The 18,742-nt window shown below is 61.9% G+C and carries 14 protein-coding genes; 5 read left to right on the forward strand and 9 right to left on the reverse strand.

The annotated features are described in order from the left end of the window. Positions 1-87 precede the first annotated feature (87 nt). Positions 88-1,581 carry an MFS transporter gene (locus C4E04_RS14675; RefSeq protein ID WP_109598450.1) on the forward strand — a complete coding sequence of 498 codons (1,494 nt, stop codon included), beginning with the start codon at positions 88-90 and terminating at the stop codon, positions 1,579-1,581. On the opposite strand, the gene C4E04_RS14680 is transcribed toward C4E04_RS14675, so the two are convergent. The 9 genes from C4E04_RS14680 to C4E04_RS14720 all read right to left on the reverse strand — a co-directional run bounded on the left by C4E04_RS14680 (position 1,582) and on the right by C4E04_RS14720 (position 12,293). Continuing rightward, positions 1,582-2,730 carry a M20 family metallopeptidase gene (locus tag C4E04_RS14680; RefSeq protein ID WP_210204577.1) on the reverse strand — a complete coding sequence of 383 codons (1,149 nt, stop codon included), beginning with the start codon at positions 2,728-2,730 and terminating at the stop codon, positions 1,582-1,584. It abuts the gene before it with no gap. 29 nt (positions 2,731-2,759) lie between these two features. Beyond that, positions 2,760-3,512: an SDR family NAD(P)-dependent oxidoreductase gene (locus C4E04_RS14685; RefSeq protein WP_109598452.1), complete on the reverse strand. Its 753-nt coding sequence runs from the start codon at positions 3,510-3,512 to the stop codon at positions 2,760-2,762. Between the two features lie 23 nt (positions 3,513-3,535). Beyond that, entirely contained in the window at positions 3,536-4,429 is an 894-nt protein-coding gene (locus C4E04_RS14690; RefSeq protein WP_109598454.1) for an ABC transporter permease, read from the reverse strand. Beyond that, complete coding sequence (locus tag C4E04_RS14695) at positions 4,426-5,439, reverse strand: ABC transporter permease (RefSeq protein WP_109598456.1); 1,014 nt, start codon at positions 5,437-5,439, stop codon at positions 4,426-4,428. Before C4E04_RS14695 ends, C4E04_RS14690 begins: the two co-directional genes overlap by 4 nt. Next, entirely contained in the window at positions 5,436-6,305 is an 870-nt protein-coding gene (locus tag C4E04_RS14700; protein WP_162559413.1) for an oligopeptide/dipeptide ABC transporter ATP-binding protein, read from the reverse strand. The genes C4E04_RS14695 and C4E04_RS14700 overlap by 4 nt, the downstream gene beginning before the upstream one ends. A gap of 218 nt (positions 6,306-6,523) precedes the next feature. Then, entirely contained in the window at positions 6,524-7,504 is a 981-nt protein-coding gene (locus C4E04_RS14705) for an ABC transporter ATP-binding protein (RefSeq protein ID WP_162559414.1), read from the reverse strand. A gap of 116 nt (positions 7,505-7,620) precedes the next feature. Further along, positions 7,621-9,174: an ABC transporter substrate-binding protein gene (locus C4E04_RS14710; RefSeq protein WP_109598462.1), complete on the reverse strand. Its 1,554-nt coding sequence runs from the start codon at positions 9,172-9,174 to the stop codon at positions 7,621-7,623. Between the two features lie 181 nt (positions 9,175-9,355). After that, a complete protein-coding gene (locus C4E04_RS14715) occupies positions 9,356-11,173 on the reverse strand; it encodes a CocE/NonD family hydrolase (protein WP_109598464.1) in 1,818 nt (605 codons plus the stop codon). 1 nt (position 11,174) lies between these two features. After that, positions 11,175-12,293, reverse strand: a complete 1,119-nt coding sequence (locus tag C4E04_RS14720; protein ID WP_162559415.1) for a mandelate racemase/muconate lactonizing enzyme family protein — start codon at positions 12,291-12,293, stop codon at positions 11,175-11,177. A gap of 382 nt (positions 12,294-12,675) precedes the next feature. Here C4E04_RS14720 and C4E04_RS14725 point away from each other — a divergent pair, with 382 nt between their 5' ends. From C4E04_RS14725 to C4E04_RS14740, 4 genes are all read left to right on the forward strand, one after another. Further along, entirely contained in the window at positions 12,676-14,361 is a 1,686-nt protein-coding gene (locus C4E04_RS14725) for a M28 family peptidase (RefSeq protein ID WP_109598468.1), read from the forward strand. 117 nt (positions 14,362-14,478) lie between these two features. Further along, the gene (locus C4E04_RS14730) at positions 14,479-15,177 is read left to right on the forward strand and encodes a GntR family transcriptional regulator (RefSeq protein WP_109598470.1); all 699 of its coding nucleotides are present in this window, start codon (positions 14,479-14,481) and stop codon (positions 15,175-15,177) included. A gap of 157 nt (positions 15,178-15,334) precedes the next feature. Beyond that, complete coding sequence (locus tag C4E04_RS14735) at positions 15,335-16,336, forward strand: NADPH:quinone reductase (RefSeq protein WP_109598472.1); 1,002 nt, start codon at positions 15,335-15,337, stop codon at positions 16,334-16,336. Positions 16,337-16,368: 32 nt separating this feature from the next. Beyond that, positions 16,369-18,135, forward strand: a complete 1,767-nt coding sequence (locus C4E04_RS14740) for a M28 family peptidase (protein WP_109598474.1) — start codon at positions 16,369-16,371, stop codon at positions 18,133-18,135. Positions 18,136-18,742 lie beyond the last annotated feature (607 nt).

The raw sequence follows: 18,742 nt of genomic DNA on the forward strand, positions 1-18,742 counted from the left end.
TGGATACGTCAATGTACATTTGTATGCAAAGAGCCGAAGCGGCGGCCCTCCCCACCCTTCAACCGCGCCTGTTCAACGGAAAAACCCATGACATCAGACCTGGCATCGAAACCGGATGAGTCGCGCCGGCTGTTCCTGCGGGTCTTCCCATCAATCATGCTGCCGATGTTCATCGCGATTTCGGACCAGACGCTGGTCGCGACCGCCTTGCCGGCCATCGCGGCGGATCTCGGACAGGTAACGCTGATCACCTGGATCGTCGTCGCGTTCCTGATGATGAACAGCCTGGCCGCACCAGTCTATGGCCGCTTCGGCGACTTGATCGGACGGCGGCAGATGATGCTGATCGCGCTGACATTCGTCATCCTGGGAGCGTCGATCGTCATCACGGCCACGAACGTCCATGTCATCATTTTCGGACGCGCCATTCAGGGGCTCGGCGGCGGGGGGCTCATGAGCCTGAGCCAAGCCCTGATCGGTCAAATGGTCCCGCTGCGAAAGCGCGGCAGCTATCAAGGCTATCTGGCGGCCGTCAATGCCACGGCGACCGTTGCGGGACCGATGCTCGGAGGCCTTCTGACGCAACAGTTCGGTTGGCGCATCGCCTTGGCACTGACGATCCCGCTGGCCCTGATCGCGCTGGTGCTCACATTACGACTGCCGAAGGTGCCGAGCCGTGGTTCGGTTGCCAATTTCGATGCTCCAGGCCTGATCTTCTTCGCCGCAACGGTGGTTCTTCTCCTGCTCGCCGTTCAGCAACTTGAGGGAATAGCGCGGGGCGGCTCCCCGTTCCTCATGCTGCTCCTGGTCTGCGGCGCCGTCGCTACCTTGACCCTGCTTGCAAGACGCGAAAAGCGGGCCGCAAGCCCGCTTTTTCCCCTGCCCGTCCTGTCGCATCCAGCGATCTGGCGCAGCGCCTGTTTCGCGGCCTGCCATGGGGCGACCTATGTCTCCCTCGTCGCCATCACACCGCTCTATCTCATCGCTGCGCGTGGTCTCAATGCCAACATGGTCGGCTTCCTGCTTCTCACGTTAACGATGGGCGTCGGCGTCTCGTCGATGATCACCGGTCATCTGGTCAGCCGGACCGGGCGCACGATGGTGTTCCCTTCGATCGGCGTGACCGTCCTGGCAGCGCTCCTGCTGGTCTTCGCCTGGCGTTCGCCGACCTTGAACACATGGCAACTGCCGATGTTCTATTTCGCGATCTCCCTGTGCATCGGCACGGTCATGGGGGTTCTGCAGGTGACGGTGCAGTACGTCGCTGGACCGGAGAACCTCGGCGTGGCGGCGTCCGCTGTCCAGTTCTCGCGCACGCTCGGCGCCTCCCTGGGCACCTCGCTTGTCGGCGCCGTCATCTTCATTTCGCTACAAGCAGGGGACGGGCGCGCGGCCGAAGCCTTCGGGATGGCCCTGCGTGGTGCGATGGAGCTGCCCGCCAGCGAGGCGCTGCAGATCCGCGGTGAAATGCTGGCCGCCTTCCGCCCCGGCTTCCTCACCGTCGCGGCCTTTGCGGTGCTTGGATGCCTGATGGGGTGGTCGAACCCGGTTCGCCGTATGACCGCCGAACCGAGTGAATGATCAGGAGAGCGTCTGCATCAGCCGCTCGAGCAGCAATGCCCTGTGGGGAATGGTCGAGACGACCAGACGTTCGCTGTGGCTGTGGCTGCTGCCCTGCCCGTCGACGCCAAGACCGTCCAAGGTCGGCGCATAGCTGGCCGTGAAATTGCCGTCGCTGCAACCGCCAGTCTGCACATCATCGAGCTGGAATCCGTACGTCGCAGCAAGCCCCCGTGCGGTCTCGAACAGGTCCGCGATGCCGGCAAGCTTTTCATAAGGTGGCCGGTTGAGCCCGCCCGTGACGGTGATGGTGCAATCAGGATCGTACGGCTTGAGGTTCAGCACTTTGGCGACCGCCGCCTCGGCCACGGCCGGGTTCGGCACGCGCATATCGACCTCTGCCTTACACTCATAGGCAACGACGTTAGGCCGGGTGCCTCCGCTGACGACGCCGACATTCACGGTCAGACCGCTCTCGTAGTCGGTCATATTTTCCAGATCGAGGATCTGGCGCGCCATTTCCTTGATCGCACTGCGCCCATGGACATGCCGGGAGCCGGCATGAGCAGCACGTCCGTGAATCGTGATGTCGAACCGCGCCGTTCCCTTGCGAGCCGTCACGCAACGACCGCCGTCACGCGCTGGCTCAGTCACGAGGACATATTTGGCGCGCTTGGCCTCCTCCTCGATCCGCGCCCGCGATGTGAGACTGCCGATCTCTTCGTCCGAGACATAAAGATGGCGGATCGGCAAGGGCGTGCGGTTGCCTCGGGCAATCAGCTCCCGCAAGGCCGCAAAAGCCAGGTACGCTCCCCCTTTCATGTCGGAAATGCCGGGCCCATAAGCGAGATCGCCTTCGACCCGGAACGGCAGGACACTGGTCAATGTCCCCTCCGCATGGACCGTATCGTAGTGGCTCAGAATGAGGATCCCCTTCTCGTCTTCCTCTCCCCAAGGGGATTGCACGAAGACATGGTCTCCACAGCCATCGCGGCCCGGAATTCGCTCGACCCGGGCACCGGCAGCGCTTGCATCGGCCTCGACCTTATCGGCCATCCGGTTCACCAGATCGGCGTTCAACGAGGGGCTTTCGATCTCGACCCAGGATCGGATCCCTTCCAGCATCTTCTCGGGCATGTATCGGGCCAAGGCGGCTGTATCGTCGCTCATTCAGAACCTCCTGCAAGTGATCTTCACGCTCAGAGCGAACCGCCGTCGATCGACAGCACCTGCCCCGTGACATATTTCGACAGATCGGAGGACAGCCAGAAGACGCCATTGGCGATGTCTTCAGCCTCGCCCAGGCGGCGCAACGCGGTTTGGGCGAGCTTGGCCTGGCGCTTCTCCGGAGTGTATCCCTCCCAGCGGCGCACCTTGGCCTCGTCGGTCAGCACCAGGCCCGGCGCAACCGAATTCACCCTGATGCCATGCGGGCCGAGCTCGACGGCAAGCTGCCGGGTCAGGCCGACCAGCGCATGCTTGGATGCGCAGTAGCCCTGAACTCCGGTGAGCGAGGGCTTCAAACCTGCGCCCGAGCTGATGTTGATGATCGCTCCCCGGCCGTTGCGCTTCATTCCTGCCGCGGCCGCGCGGCTCGTCACGAAGGAGGCATGGATGTTGACGTTGAAGAGGCGGTCCCACGACTCGTCCTCGACTTCATCAATGGGCTGAAACGGCGTGCCGAGCGATCCGCCGGCGTTGTTCACCAGAACGTCGATCGGTCCACCGGACTGCGCCTCGACCTCAGCGATCCAAGCTGCCGCCGCCTTGCGGTCGGACAGATCGACGATGGCCGTCGTCAAACCGGGAAGCGCGGAAATCTGTTTGAGCCCCTCGGGCTGGATGTCGCAGCCCCAGACCCGGGCGCCCATGCGGGAGAAACCTTCGGCAATAGCGCGGCCGAAGCCGGATGCGGCGCCCGTGAGCGCCACAGTCTTGTTCTCGAAATTCATCCTTCTCTTCTCCTTTGAGACGGTCAGCCACGAGACTTCGGATCGAGAATGTCGCGCAGGCCATCTCCGAGCAGGTTGAAGGACAGCACGGTCATGAAGACGAAGAGGCCGGGGAAGATCGACAGGAAGGGGGCCGTCGTCAGATAGCGCTGAGCTTCCTGCAGCATGGCGCCCCACTCCGGTGTCGGCGGCTGCGCCCCGAGTCCAAGGAAGCTCAGGACGGCCGCGGCCAGAATGGCCTCACCCAATGAGAGCGTGGAATAGACCACCAGTGGGCCGAGGATGTTCGGCAGGATTTCCCGCAGGATGATCCGCCGGTCCGTCGCTCCGATACAGCGAGCCGCCTCCACATATTGCAGCCTCGCGGTCGCGATGGTTGCAGCGCGGGCCACACGGGCGAAGCGCGGAATGCGGACGATGCCGATTGCAATGATGCCGTTCTGCAGGGACGGTCCCAGCACGGCGGCGATGAGGACGGCCAGCAGCACGTAAGGCATGGCCATTACGACATCCATCAACCGCATGAAGGCATTGTCGAGCCAGCCCCGATAGTAGCCCGCCAGAATACCCAGCGTTACGCCGAAGACGAGCGAGATGCTGACCGCAAGGAAGCCTACGCTCAACGAGATGCGGCTGCCCAGGATCACCCGTGAGAACACGTCACGGCCGATCTGGTCGATGCCGAAAGGATGCTCCCAGCTCGGCCCCACCAGCACACCGCTGGTGAACTCATCGGCCTCATAGGGCGCAATCAGAGGCGCAAAGATCGCAATCAGGGCCAGCAGGATGAGAAAGGCCAGCCCGAACATGGCGCTCTTGCGTTCAGCCAGGCGCGAGAAGGCAATACGCAGCCGGGTCGTGAACGTCTTCCCGCCTGCGCTCGGGACCGGCACGGCGTCAATGGTCTGATGTGTCATTGCCGCACCCTCGGATCAATGAAGCCATAGGAAATGTCGACGATCAGGTTCACGAAGACGATGATGATCGCGTAGATGATGATTGCTCCCTGAACGACCGGATAGTCGTTTGCCATGATGGCCTGCATCATGTGGCGGCCGAGCCCCGGCCAGGAGAACAGCGTTTCGGTCACGATGGACCCGCCGAGATAGACGCCGATCTCAAGCCCGATGATGGTGACCACGGGGATCAGGGCGTTGCGCATCACGTGCCTGGCAACGACCATGGGGAAGCTGAGTCCTCGCGCGAGGCCTGCATTCACATAGTCTTCGTTGATGACCTCCAGCACGCTCGCCCGGGTCGTCCGCGCGATCAGTGCTGCCGGCGCCGTTGCCAGCGTGACGGCCGGGAGGACCATGTGCGAGAGCACATCGACGAAGGCCTTTCCGTTCAGCGTCAGGATGCTGTCCAGGAGACTGAATCCGGTCACCCGCGTCAGAACAGTACTGTAGGAGAGCATGCCGCCGGTCGGGAAGATATTGAAATAGACCGAGAAGACGACGATGAGGATCATTCCGAACCAGAACACGGGCAGCGAGATGCCCGAGAGGGTCAGGAACATGGTCGCAGAGTCGAACCAGCTTCCTTTCCGGATCGCCGCGATCGTGCCGGCAATAACTCCGAAGATCGAGCCGAGCAGCGTCGCAAGAATGGCGAGTTCCGCCGTGGCCTTCAGCCGGTCGAGCAGGATCGGCAGGACCGGATCGCGGCTCTGCAGGCTTTGTCCCAGATCTCCATGGAACACGTTGCCCAGCCAGGAGAGATATTGGACGTAATAGGGCCGGTTGAGGCCCATCTCTTCGCGCAGCCGGTCAACGGCTTCCTGCGAGATGCTCTCTCCGCCCATCATGGTAATGACCGGATCCCCCGGGATCGCCCGCATGAAGGCGAAGACGAGGATCGACAGAAGCAGAAGAACCACGAGACTGTTCAACAGCCTCGATAGGACCGTAGAAAAGACGCGCTTCATGCTAAGGCTCCGTTCGGTGCAGGGGCGATCGGCGCCTCATTGTAGAGATGGCAGCGCACTTCCCGGTCGTCGACCATTCGTGGTGCAGGCAGGACCGTATCGCAAATCGCTCCTATGCGTTTGGTGCAACGGGTATGGAACGGACACCCTTTCGGAACCCGGACGTTCGAAGGGATCTCACCCTCAAGTGGAGCACGGTCTGTCTGCGCACCGGCGACAGGCTTCGGCGTGGCCGCCATGAGGGCCGCCGTGTAAGGATGAAGCGGATTGGCGAAGATGCGCTCGACCGGGCCGGTCTCTACGATACGCCCCAGGTACATCACCGCAAGACGGTCGACGAGATATCCGATCAGGTTCAGATCGTGCGAGATGAAGAGGCAACCAAGCCGCAGGTGACGGCGAAGATCTTCGATCAACGCGATGATCTTAGCCTGCACCGAAACGTCCAGAGCGGAGGTCGGCTCATCCAGGACGAGGAACTTCGGATCCAGAATCAGCGCTCGCGCAATGGCGATCCGCTGCCGCTGCCCACCGGAGAATTCGTGCGGGTAACGGTCGAAATGAGCCTCCGTCAGCCCTACCCGCTCGAGCATCTGAACCGCCAGCCTGCGCCGTTCGGCCGAGGTGCCGCGATTGTGGACGACCAGCGACTCCATGATGATGCTGCCGGCGGTCCGGCGCGGATTCAGGGAGTTGTACGGATCCTGGAAGACCATCTGCACCTGTTCGCGCAATTCGAGCGCGGGCAGATTGTCGATTGGAGTGCCGCTTAAGGTTACGCTCCCGCCGGTCGCCGGCTGGAGCCGCACGAATGCGCGCGCAAGCGTGCTCTTCCCGCACCCCGATTCTCCGGCGATGCCGACCATCTCTCCACGGCGCACCGAAAGATTGACGCTTTGCACGGCACGGACGGCCGGTATCTCGCGCTGCCTGTTCAAAGGCCAGATGCCCTGGCCGCGGATAGGAAAGCTGACCGAGACGTTACGCGCCTCGAGAACCTCGTCATCTTGCATTGTCGCCGCAGCCGGTGCTGCGGAGGTCTGAATGATCATTTTGCGCCCTCGATGATCTTCTGTTTCTCCGCTCATTCCGGCAAGCAGGCCACGAAGTGGCCCGGCTCGACCTCGATCATGTGCGAAATTTCAGGGCTGATGGACCCGTCCGGCAGACGCCGGGTCGAGTAGCGGTAACCCGCAGGAGGCGGGACATGACGGGTGGCGCGACCGATCGGCTTGCCACGGTCCGCGGCTGATGGCAGGGAGGCCATGAGCGAACACGTATACGGATGCACCGGGTTGCCGAACAGCATCTGAGCCGGCGCCATTTCGACGATCTGCCCCAGATACATCACGGCGATCCGGTCACAATTTTCCGCCGCAACACCCAGATCGTGCGTGATGAGGATCAGTGCCGATCCCAAATCGCGCCGCAGATCGCGCAAGAGCCGCAGGATCTGCGCCTGGATGGATACGTCGAGAGCCGATGTCGGCTCGTCCGCGATGATGAGCTTCGATCCCCCGACGATTGCGATCGCGATCATGACGCGCTGCGCCATACCGCCGGACAATTCGAAGGAATAGCTGTCCATGATACGCGCGGGATCAGGCAGACCGACCTTGGCCAGCGTGGAGATCCCAAGCTCTTTGGCCCTGGCGCGTGATACGCCCTGCGCCTGCACGGCAGCCTCGATGATCTGGTTACCGATGGTGGAGACCGGATTCAGCGCCCGCTTGGCCTCTTGAAAGACCATCGAGATCTGTCGCCCACGGATCTTGCGCCATTCCTTTTGGCTGAGCTTGATCAGCTCTTGGCCCTCAAGCTTGATTGAGCCTCCCTCGATGCTCCCCGGATGCGGCACAAGGCCCATGATGGCGCGAGCCGTCATGCTCTTGCCGCTGCCCGTCTCACCGACGATGCCGAGGCATTCTCCCGGAGCCAGATCGATATCGATCCCTTCCAGCGCGCGCACGAGCCCCGTCTTGGTATGAAAATGAAGCCGTAGTCCGCGGATCTGCAGCAGCGGCGCCGCTGCTGCGCTGTTCTCGGGGATCTGAATGGACGTCACGCGGTGCACCTGTACATTCTCGTTGAGCAGATGTGACATAAGACTAGAGCCGCCGGGCCCGAGGCCCGGCGTCAGAGCGTTGTCCACGGGCGAAGATATCGCCCGTGGCTGTCGCGTCATTTCGCCAGCGTGGCGCTGTTCAGGTAAACCTGGTTTGCCGGATTGCGGTACACACCCTTTACTTCGGAGCGAACACCAAGGCTGTAAACCGGGTGTACGAGGAAGACCGCGGCAGCTTCATCGGCGATGATATTCATCGCTTCCGCGTAAAGCTTCTGGCGTTCGGCGTCGTCATAAGTCGAGCGAGCCTTGTCCAGCAGCGCATCAACCTTCGGGTTCTTGAACCGCGACGCGTTGTCTTCACCGATGAACTGCGAGTGGAATGTGGGGTAGATCACCCCTTCGGGATCGACAGTCGAAGCTGTCCAGCCGCCGACCGTTATTCCGAAATCGCCTGCGCGACGGCGTGTAATCCAGTCCGCCCAGGTTGCCATCGAGACAGTCGCCTTGATGCCGACGGCCTTGAGATCCGCTTGGATGATCGCAACACCATCGGTGGGCGACGGGAAGTACGGACGCGGATTGGCAAAGGACATGAACTGGAGTTCGAAGCCGTCCGGATAGCCGGCCTCGGCCAGGAGCGCCTTGGCGCCCTTTGGATCATAGTCGTACTTGGGCAGGTCCTTCGAATGTCCGAGCTCGCCGGGGGGCATGGCCTGCTGGCCGATCTCACCCAGTCCGAAGAACGAGACCTTGTAAACCCGCTCTCTGTTGATCGCCTTCTGGATCGCCTTGCGGACACGAATGTCCTTCAGCGGCCCTTTCTCGACATTCAACCAGATTCCGGAGAAGCCGACCGCACCGATGGTCTGGATGTCCAGGGACTTGTCGGCCTTCAGGTCGTTGATCCGGTTGAACGGCACGTCATCAGTCAGGTGGATTTCGCCCTTTTGCAGAGCAAGCAGACGCACATCATTCTCTGGAATGACACGCAGGACCACGCGCTCGACCTTGGGCACTTCCCCCCAATACTCGTCGTTCCGGACCAGTTCGATCAGGTTGTTCTTTTCCCACCGCACAAACTTGAAGGGACCGGTGCCTACCGGCCGCTCCACGAGTCCATCCGGTTTTCCGGCGATCGACTTCGGGTTGACGATGTAGGCGGGGTAGATCGCAAGGTTATAGAGAAGCGCCGGCTGCGGCAGCGAGAAGTGGAGTTTGACGGTGTGATCGTCGACCACTTCGACCGACTTCATCGCCCCCAGCTTACCGCCCCAGCGGACGAAGCGCGGCGAGTAGGAAGGGTTTTCCTTGATGAACTGGCGCTCGAACGAAACCTTCACGGCTTCAGCCGTAAACGGCGTCCCATCGTGGAACTTCACGCCATTGCGCAGCTTGAAGGTCCAGGTCAGGCCGTCTTCCGAGCGTTCCCATGACTCGGCCAGGGCCGGAGCGATCTTGGTGGTCGGTCCGTCGAACCGGACGAGGCCATCGAAGACCCAGTCCGCAACCTTGAAGTCCTCGCTCGACGTGGCCATAGCGGGGTCGAGCGAAAGCGAGTCCGCGCCACGACCATAGACCAGAGTTTGCGCCCAGGCGGCAGGTGCCGCGCTGAACGCCGCTATCGCCGCGACGAACAGCCCGGCAACAGCGGATCTGCTTAGCAACATTGATGTCTCCCTTACTTAAAGTCCCTGCTGGAAAGGTACGAACTTCAGGCTACCGTGCCCCGTCAGGTGTTCGTCACCTGATCAGGATGCCGCACTTTGTGTATTTGTTTGTATACGGTTGCATCCGGATTGAACGCTGTCAAACGAAATTGGCTCAATCCGGCTCCTTTTTGCGTCATCGTCAGGATGAAGAATTGGGCACGACCGGCAGCCGGATGGAGCTGGGACGTGAGGCATCAAGGTGCACCGTATTGACGGCCACCCGCTTCCGCCGTGCCTCCCCCTCTGGCTCACCCGTATTCGGATTGACGTCGAATTTGGGGAAGTTCGAGGAGGATACATCGACCCGGATGCGGTGGCCGGCGCGGAACAGATTGGCCGTCGGCAACAGCGTAACTTCGATCCGCGTGATCTCGCCCGGATTGCGCAGGCGCGGATTTTCCGGGTCCTCCGCATAACGGAGCCGCATGATCCCGTCCGTCAGCCACACGGCATAGCCATGGGGATAGTCTTCATTGGGCGGATAGACATCAAGGAGCTTCACCGTGAAGTCCGTGTCGGGACCATCGGTCTCCACCCAGAGTTCGGCCGTGACCGGGCCGATGATCGTCATGTCCTCCTTCAGCGGTTCGGACTGGAAGGCAAGCACATCGCTCCGGGAAGCCAGGGGGATATAAGGCGCCTGACAGCCCAACAGCTTCTCGGTTTCGACCTGATCGAAAATTCCGCCCGGCACCACGATCGCCTCACGATTCAGCGCATGGCCGATGGTCGGCACCGGCTTCGACGGATCGAAATCGTAACTGAGCGATGCGGAATCCTCAGTTTGCGCCTTTGTCGTCAGATCACCATTAGCGTGGAGATGATAATGGCGGAAGTCGGTGTCCGGTGCCGGCCAATCGACAAGGCTGCGCCAGTGGCCCCCATGTTCGAACCGGCCGTCGCCGTTGCGCCGCCCGCTGCCGCCGCCCATCACGAACACGCGAACGGACGGCTCGTCGAAAGGCTTCCCTTTAATGACGTGGTCGAAGAAGCGCAGCCGATAGGTCCGCCAGTCCCCACACCAGGAGTCGATGGCCGCATCAGGCCCGAACTCGACATCGCCAAAGGCGGTCACGGAGCGGTCGCCGTGGGTCCAGGGGCCGAGGATCAGGAAATGACGACCCTTTCCGGCCTTCTTGAGACCCATGTAGTTTTCCGCCTGTCCCCACGGATAGATATCCAACCAGGAGGACATCTGAATCGTGGAGGCCGGAGCGTAAGTCTCGTAATAGCCCTCGGCCCACAGGCCCGGCTGGCGCCAATAATCGTCGAAGGACCCATGGCGCCACTCGTCGAAGATATAGGCTTCGTAATCTGGATGATGGCGCAGGGGCGAATGTCCGGGCTTCCACGGCAGCCTCTGGTACCAGTCCCGCAGATTCTCGGCCTCGAGCGCAGCCTTCATCACCGGATTGGCCTTGGCCTCGGGCGACATGATGGCCTGGGCCAGCGCCCACGTGACCTGCTTCAGCTCAAAGGCGCCGAAGCAGCGAGCGCCATTCTTCCAGGCATTGGCGAAGCCACCTGAATCGACAGCCTGGGCCACGACGCCCGGAGCGTTGACGGAGCCCAGGGCAACCTGCGTGTGACCGCCATAGGAGAGACCAAGCGTACAGATCCGCTTGTCGCTCCAGCTTTGCTGGACGATCCAGGCACAGGTATCGTAGCCGTCATAGGCCTCGTGCACGTACTTCGTGAACTGGCCCTCGGAGTCATAGCGGCCGCGCACATCCTGGTAGATCATGCCGTAGCCATGCTCACCGTAGAAGGCCGCCATGGCGGCGCGGTCACGCGCCTTGAACTCGTCCCGGGTCAGTTCGCTGCGGCTGGTGATCGTGCGGCCATATGGTGTACGCTCGAGAATGACCGGGAAGGGCCCCTCCCCCTCCGGCAGATAGATGTCGGTCGCCAGCTTCACGCCGTCCCGCATCTCGATCATCACGGTCTCAAGTCGCATCCTATGCCCTCTTCTCCTGCCTCGTCATCGAGGCCTGGTCTGTTTCCCATGCGACGGCCACTCCGAGCCCCGCCCCTTCCGGGATCGAAGCAAAGCCCCGTTGCAGCTCGAAGCCTTCGGCCGGGTTCTTCTCAAGACGATCCGGCCAGTTGATCTCAGGCAACGCAATCACCGGGTGCGCATGGATCAGATGGATCGCGGCCGCCGTGCCGATCGTCGTCGAGAGAGAGCCGATCTGACACACGATCCCCGCAGCCGCCGCGATGGCGGCGATCTGCGCTGCAGGATAGAGGCCACCGGCCTTCGGTAACTTGATGTTGATGTAATCGCAGGCGCCGATCGCGATGGCGCGCAGCGCATCATCCGGCCCGTGAATGGACTCGTCGAGCATGACGGGGATGCTCGAGCGGCGGCGTAGCTCCGCATGGCCCGTGAGATCGCCCGCAGCCAAAGGCTGTTCGACAGCGAGGATGTCATAGGACGCGGCCTTATCGAGGAACCGCAAGGCCTCGCCTATGGTCCATCCCTGATTGGCATCGATCTTCAATCGGAAATCTGGACCATTTTCCTCGCGGATGGCGCGCAGTGCGGCAAGCTCCTGGTCCGCGTGGCTCCCGACCTTCACCTTAATCGTCGTGTAGCCGGCCTCGATATTGCGCCGCGCCGCCGCAACCATATCCGCGACCGGCCCAGTCCCGATGGCACGGGACGTGGCGACGGGCCCTCTGGGCACGCCGCCGAGCAGCACCGAAACGGGCGCTCCCAGCGCGCGCCCAAGCGCATCATGCGCGGCCATGTCGATAGCCGAGAAGGCAGCGCGGTTCCCATGAGGGAAGACCTGGCGCATCGCCTCGTGCAGTCCACGTATGTCGCGAATATCATGGCCGATCAGCGCCGGCGCGAGATAATCACGCAATGCGATCAACATCGTTTCCGATGTTTCACCGGTAATGAAGGGCACGGAAGGTGCCTCTCCAAATCCTGTGTGGCCGCCTTCGGTTACAAGCTTCAGGATGACATAGGATTGACGCGTATCACCCGCATGGAGCGAGGTCGTCAGCGGATCGCGCGAGACCGTTTCGTAAAGGCGAGCGGTCATCGACGTAATGGCAAATTCCATCTGGACGCCCTCCCAGAGCATCACTACACGGCCTGAACCTGCTTGCTGTCTCCAGGGACGAAGCTTGGCGTCCGAGGCGCTCCATTCCAGCAGTCAGAACAAAGGCGACGGTCGTTTCTCCCACAGCACGAAGGTCTGAAGACCCTTCCGGCTTCCAGCCGGTCTCCACCGCACATCGGGTCCGACAAGGAATGGCCACAGGAGAGCCGCTGATCGGCCCTTCCCCTCAACTCAACCATCTCGTCGATCCCTGTCTCTGCTCTGCTTTTTTGTTAGCGCAGAGTCTTATTGATCGAATGCATCTGAATGTATACAAATGAATTCAATGCAAGCTGTCAAGCCGCTTACACTGCCTTCCAGAACCGCGACAAAGGAAATTGGGATGCCCCAGACCACGCCCACCGCACTGGCCGCTCAAGTTGATGGCGCCGCCTTGATGGATACCGTCCGCACCTTGGCAAAATGGGTCAAGCTCTCGGGCACGCCGGAAGAGCGCGAGAGCTTCGACTACGTTAAGTCAGTGCTCGACAAGATGGGTTGGCGCACGGAGATGATCCTGCACGAGGCCTATATCAGCCTCCCCGGCCGGGCCCGTGTCGAGGTCGACGGAAATGTTCTGGGCTGCATCACCCATTCCCACTCGGCCCAATCGCCCGCAGCGGGAACGACCGGCGAACTCGTCTATCTCGGCGAGGGTACGGCCGAGGACTTCAAGGGCAAGGACGTCGCGGGAAAAATTGTCGTCATCGAAGGCATCGCCAAGCCACCGCAGGCCTGGCTTTCATCTCAAGCCGGTGCGGCGGGACAGATTCACATCACTCCTGGCAACATGCTGCATGAGATGTGCATTTCGCCCGTCTGGGGCAGCCCGTCGGCGGAAACGATCGGCCTGATGCCGAGCACAGTGATCGTCACGGTATCGGGTGCCGACGGCGAAATGCTGAAGCAGCGCATCGCAGCGGGCCAGACCGGCGGCGTCACGCTCTTTGCCGAGGTCGACACGAAATGGACCGAAACACCGATTCTCGTCGCTGAGCTGGACGCTCCGAATGCGGCACCGGACGCCCCCTTCGTCATGTTCTCGGGCCATATCGACACCTGGTATCATGGCGTGATGGATAACGGCACCGCCAATGCCACCATCATCGAGGTCGCACGCCTCGCGCAGGCCCATCGCCAGGAATGGAAGCGAGGTCTGAGGCTTTGCTTCTGGTCGGGCCACTCCCATGGGCGCTATTCGGGATCCGCCTGGTATGCGGATGCGAAATGGCGGGAGCTCGACAAGCGCTGCGTGGCCCACGTGAACGTGGATTCGACCGGCGGAAAAGGGGCCAATGTGCTGACCAACAGCGGCTCGAACGCCGAGCTCCGCGCGATCGCCACCGACGCGATCAAGGCTGAGGCGGGCCAGGATTACGCCGGCAAGCGCCTGGGGCGCCAGGGCGACGAGTCCTTCTGGGGCGTCGGCATCCCGTCCATGTTCGGCAGCCTCAGCCATCACGCCCCGACCCCCGGCGAAAAGGCCCATATGCATCTTGGCTGGTGGTGGCACACCGCGGAGGACACGCTCGACAAGATCGACGAGGCAAACCTTGTCCGCGATACCAAGGTCTTCGCTCATGTCATCTGGCGTCTGCTGACCGATTCTCTGGTTCCGCTGGACTATACGATCCACGCCGACGACCTTCTGGCAGAGCTCGGTAAGCTGGGTGACGCGGTCGACTTGTCCGAAGTCCGGGCCGGGGCGATTCGGCTACGCCAGAACATGAAGGCCCTGAAAGCCAAGGCCAGCGGTGCGGACGAAAAGGGACTTGCGGCCATGAATGCCGCCCTTCTCAAGGTGTCCCGCGCTCTCGTGCCCATGGATTCGACCAAGGGAGACCGCTTCGTCCACGACCCTGCGCTGCCGCAGCCCGGCTGGCCGGTTCTGCAACCGGTCCGTGCATTGGCGGGCCATTCCAAGGGTTCGGATGCCTGGCAATTCCAGAAAGTCAGCGCCACCCGCGCGGTTAACCGGATGGTTCATGCCCTTGACACGGCCAACGAGACGCTAGAGTTGCACCTTTGACCTACTCGCCCGGCCTTTACTGACAAGTCTCTTTTGGAGAGTTGAGGCTCCATGTACAAGTGCTTCTAACCCATGGAGCGAGGACCGGTTAGGTCTGACGAGGGAGACTTGAATAGAATGGCCGGACGCGCGGTAAACTCGAGCATCCCAGGGCAGTCCCGCTCTGATTATGTCTATGATCAGATCCGCGCCGGTCTACGGCGCGGAGAAATAAAGCCGGGGCAGCGGCTGCTGGAGGCCGACCTGGCCCAGCAACTCAACGTGAGCCGCACCCCGATCCGCGATGCCATCCGCCGTCTGATCTCGGAAGGTCTTGTCACAATTGCCCCCTCCCGTGGGGTCATGGTGACCGAACTCAGCAAACAGCAGGTGCGAGAGATCTATGCTCTACGCGAAGTCCTGGAAGGTGCTGCCGCACGACTTGCCGCACAGTTCGCCACCAAGGATGAGCTTGCCATCCTGCGGCAAGCCTTGGAATCCTCGGCAAACATCGACGAGCCTGCTCGTTATGCCGACTTTAATGCGGTTTTTCACCAGGCCATCCATGATGCGGCGCATAACAAGTATCTCGCCCTGGCACTGAACCAGCTTGCGAACTCCCTTGCGCTTCTGCCGGGGACGACCTTCCAGGCACCTGGGCGCCTTGCGACCGCAAAGCAGGAGCATATGGCGATGCTGGAGGCCATCGAAAGCCGGGACCAGGACCTGGCGGAGCTTCTGGCCCGCAAGCACATCCGCCACGCCCACATGACACGGGCGAACATGATGTTCGACTCCTCCTGGCAGGACAGCAGGATAGCTGCGACCGACGACTGAGCCGCCCCTGGCGGCGACCTGCCACCTCCCTGAGCAATAACTTCCCGAAGGTAACAGAAAGAGGTTGCCTGCGCAGACCCATCGTGGCTATTCTTCGTATACATTTGTATCCATCTGCGGACACAATGAGCAAGACGAACTCCGAAGGGGCGATGAGATGAAGGCTGCCTGGTACGAACGAAACGGTCCTGCACGCGACGTCATGATCGTGGGGGAGATGGAGATACCGGAGCCGGGCCCTAATCAGGTTCTTGTCCGCATCCATGCCTCGGGCGCCAATCCACATGACGTGAAGGCGCGCTCCGGATGGACCGGGAAGGCCCTTTATGCCGACAAGGTTGTGCCTCATGCGGATGGAGCCGGCTTTATCGAGAAGGTTGGCCCCGGCGTTCCTGCCTCTCGCGTAGGCCAGCGCGTCTGGACATTCCGGGCAGACGCCGCCCGTCCTGGCGGCGGCACTGCGGCCGAATTCGCCGTGGTGAATGCCGCCCATGCGGTGCCGCTTCCGGACAACATCCCTCTCAGCACCGGCGCCTCTTTAGGCGTGCCCGCCATTACGGCCCACACGGCCGTCCTGCGCGATGGGACTGTCGCCGGCCAATGGGTTCTGGTGCATGCGGGCGCCGGAGCCGTCGGTCAGTTTGCGATCCAGTTCGCTCGCTGGAGCGGGGCGCGCGTGATCGCTTCCGCCAGCACACCCGAAAAGGCCGACATCGCCCGTGCATGTGGGGCCGATGAGGTCCTGGATTATCGGGACCCGGATTTCGTCGCGAAGGTACGCGACATGACGGATGGTTTGGGTGTGGACCGGATCGTCGAAGTCGATCTGGGCGAGAACCTCACTGCAGATATCGGCGCGATCCGCATGAATGGCGTCATTGCCAGCTATTCCTCCACGCGGGTTCCCAAGCCGGAAGTGGATTACTACGCAGTCGCCGCCAAAGGCATCACGCTCCATACCGTGCAGGGTCGGCACCTGTCCGAGGAGCGTCGGGCCGCTGCAGTGCGCGATATCTCCGCTTTGCTGTCGCGCGGTCTTCTGAAGGCTCCCGAACCCGCCGTGTTCGCCTTCGACGATGTCGCCTCAGCCCACGAGATGATCGAGGCCGGCGCCGGCATCCGCAAGGTGATGCTCGCTGTGCGTTCGCTCGACGCCTGATCTCCCGCCCGAGAAACTACAGGAACACGACCATGAATGAAGCCCTCCAGGCCGCCGCGCGCGATCTGATCTCGCCTGAAGCCCTGACCGAAACCGTAGCCTACCTCTGCTCGCTCGGAGAGAAGGTTTCGGGCTCGGACGAAGAGGCAAAGGCCTGCGACTACATTACCGGCAAGTTGCGCGAATATGGCTATGAGCCGGTCGTGCACCGCTTCGACTCCTACCTGTCCTATCCACGCTCGGCCGCTCTCCACGTCGGCGGAGCCGATGGCTACGACCTGCCCTGCGTCGGCGTTGCTTTCGGCACCTCCACGCCGGAAGGCGGCTTCACGGCCGAGGTCGTCCTCGTCGGTTCGGGCAGCGAAGCCGAATACGAGGGCAAAGATGTTGCCGGCAAGATCGTCCTCGTCACCAAGCTTCCTTCGCCCGGCAATTCGGTCGTCGCCGCCGCCAAGGGGGCCAAGGGCATGATCTGCATGTCCGCCGGCAAGCAACGCCACAAGATGACCATCACGCCGGTCTGGGGAACGCCTGAATTCGACCAGGCCAAGGACATTCCGCGCCTTCATCTCGTTTCGATCAGCAAGACTGATGGCGACCGCATCCTTGCAGACCTGGCCAAGGGCCGCGTCGAAGCCACCATCGTCACCGATGTGTTCGAAGGCTGGCGCAGCGTTCGCCTGCCGGTCGCGGAAATCAAGGGCGAGGAGCCGCTGTTCTCGCTGGTGGGCGCCCATTACTGCTCATGGTTTGACGGCTCGACCGACAACATCACCGGCGATGCCTGCGTGCTGGAACTCGCGCGCGTCCTGAAGCAGTTCGAGGGCAAGCTTCGGCACGGGCTGCGCTTCGCCTGGTGGCCAGGACACTCCCATGCCCGCTATTCGGGCTCCACCTGGTACGCCGACACCTTCTTCCACGATCTGCACGAGAATGCGATCACCTACTTCAACATCGACAGCCCTGGCGTGAAGGGCGCGACAGTCTACGTCCCGCGGCACCAGATGGCGGAACTGTCGGCCTATAACGAGAAGACGACCAAGGATGTCACGGGCTGGACCACGCTTAATTCGTCGAATGCTCAGCTCGCATTGGGCAAGCGCAAGGACAAGTACGTCAGCCCGACCCGCCCCTCGCGCGCGGGCGACCAGTCCTTCTGGGGCGTCGGCGTCACGTCCCTGGCCGTCTACTCGATGCTGACCCCCGAAGACGAGAACCGCGACCTGAATGTCGGCGGCTCGGGTGGCGCCTGGTGGTGGCATTCTGAGCACGAAACCTTCGACAAATATTCGCCGGAGGTGCTCAGCCAGGATGCAAGGCTTTACGCGACGATCCTCCTGGGTCTTTCGACTGCCGATGTGTTGCCCTTCGACCCAGCGGCGATCACGGGCGATTACCTGGACAGCCTGCGGGAATTCGAGGAGGCAGCGGGAGAGCATCTGCCGATCGCCGAACTCGCCGATGAAGTACGCTCCCTGAAGGCAAGGCTTGAAAAGCTGCGTGCCAGCGCTGGGAGCCGCGCGGCCGATAAGAGCGAAACCGCCCGCCTGAACCGGCTCTTCCTGCGCGTTTCCAGGCTGCTGAACCCGGTGCTTTACCAGTCCGGCTCCGACTTCCATCACGATCCGGCGCTGGGCAGCCGTGCCCTGCCCTCCCTGAGCCCGGCGCTGACGCTCGGCAAACTGTCACCCGACAGCGACGCCTACCGTTTCACGCGCGTCGGCCTGCTTCGTCGGATGAATCGGATCCGCCACCAGCTTCGTGAAACGAGCCGCCTGCTGGCAGAAAACGGGCATTGATCTCATCACCTCTGGCCCTGCCGCTGGCAGGGCCAGAGGTAATTCCTCCAATCAGAGGAAGATCCAGTGTGAACTTCCCTCAATGGGAGGAAGTCACGGTAGACCGCCCTCGGTAAGGGGCGGCCGGCCCGAGTACGAATGCCACACCGCGCATGGACTCGGTGCTCCCCTTCCTGCGAGCAATGGTGGTCGGGGCCTTCCAGCACGAGGAACCTGGCAGAGCGACCTGGACACTTCGCTGCCGATAGGCGCCGAAGTTTAGCCGGCCGGTTTCTCCCTATGTGAAGATCGCTTCACCATCCGCCCCGAGAATGCGGTCAATCTGTGGGGCGCCACATAATCGGGGTTGACTGGAGCAAGCTCTTGGATATTTCTGTATACAAAGGTGTTCAAAGTTTAAATCATAGACCAAGGCGATACTGAGAGCGGCATACCTCACTGCTGGTGAAGAACCGAACAGACCTCATTGAGAGTGATGCACCTGGCGCCTCGTCAACGCTGCGACGCTGTTTCCCAGCCCGCAAGCCAAGTTTGAAAAGCAGGGACCTGCTTCGGGCCGCACCAGCCGGAGCTCCGACAGCTATGCCGGAGGATTGGAGAGATGAAG

Source organism: Microvirga sp. 17 mud 1-3, assembly GCF_003151255.1.
In the GTDB taxonomy this organism is placed as follows: domain Bacteria; phylum Pseudomonadota; class Alphaproteobacteria; order Rhizobiales; family Beijerinckiaceae; genus Microvirga.

What these genes read in the sequence shown, in the direction of transcription:
- C4E04_RS14675 (WP_109598450.1), top strand. Translation starts at nt 88, where the DNA reads ATGACATCAGACCTGGCATCGAAACCGGATGAGTCGCGCCGGCTGTTC.
- C4E04_RS14680 (WP_210204577.1), bottom strand. Translation starts at nt 2,730, where the DNA reads ATGAGCGACGATACAGCCGCCTTGGCCCGATACATGCCCGAGAAGATG.
- C4E04_RS14685 (WP_109598452.1), bottom strand. Translation starts at nt 3,512, where the DNA reads ATGAATTTCGAGAACAAGACTGTGGCGCTCACGGGCGCCGCATCCGGC.
- C4E04_RS14690 (WP_109598454.1), bottom strand. Translation starts at nt 4,429, where the DNA reads ATGACACATCAGACCATTGACGCCGTGCCGGTCCCGAGCGCAGGCGGG.
- C4E04_RS14695 (WP_109598456.1), bottom strand. Translation starts at nt 5,439, where the DNA reads ATGAAGCGCGTCTTTTCTACGGTCCTATCGAGGCTGTTGAACAGTCTC.
- C4E04_RS14700 (WP_162559413.1), bottom strand. Translation starts at nt 6,305, where the DNA reads ATGGTCGGCATCGCCGGAGAATCGGGGTGCGGGAAGAGCACGCTTGCG.
- C4E04_RS14710 (WP_109598462.1), bottom strand. Translation starts at nt 9,174, where the DNA reads ATGTTGCTAAGCAGATCCGCTGTTGCCGGGCTGTTCGTCGCGGCGATA.
- C4E04_RS14715 (WP_109598464.1), bottom strand. Translation starts at nt 11,173, where the DNA reads ATGCGACTTGAGACCGTGATGATCGAGATGCGGGACGGCGTGAAGCTG.
- C4E04_RS14720 (WP_162559415.1), bottom strand. Translation starts at nt 12,293, where the DNA reads ATGGAATTTGCCATTACGTCGATGACCGCTCGCCTTTACGAAACGGTC.
- C4E04_RS14725 (WP_109598468.1), top strand. Translation starts at nt 12,676, where the DNA reads ATGCCCCAGACCACGCCCACCGCACTGGCCGCTCAAGTTGATGGCGCC.
- C4E04_RS14730 (WP_109598470.1), top strand. Translation starts at nt 14,479, where the DNA reads ATGGCCGGACGCGCGGTAAACTCGAGCATCCCAGGGCAGTCCCGCTCT.
- C4E04_RS14735 (WP_109598472.1), top strand. Translation starts at nt 15,335, where the DNA reads ATGAAGGCTGCCTGGTACGAACGAAACGGTCCTGCACGCGACGTCATG.
- C4E04_RS14740 (WP_109598474.1), top strand. Translation starts at nt 16,369, where the DNA reads ATGAATGAAGCCCTCCAGGCCGCCGCGCGCGATCTGATCTCGCCTGAA.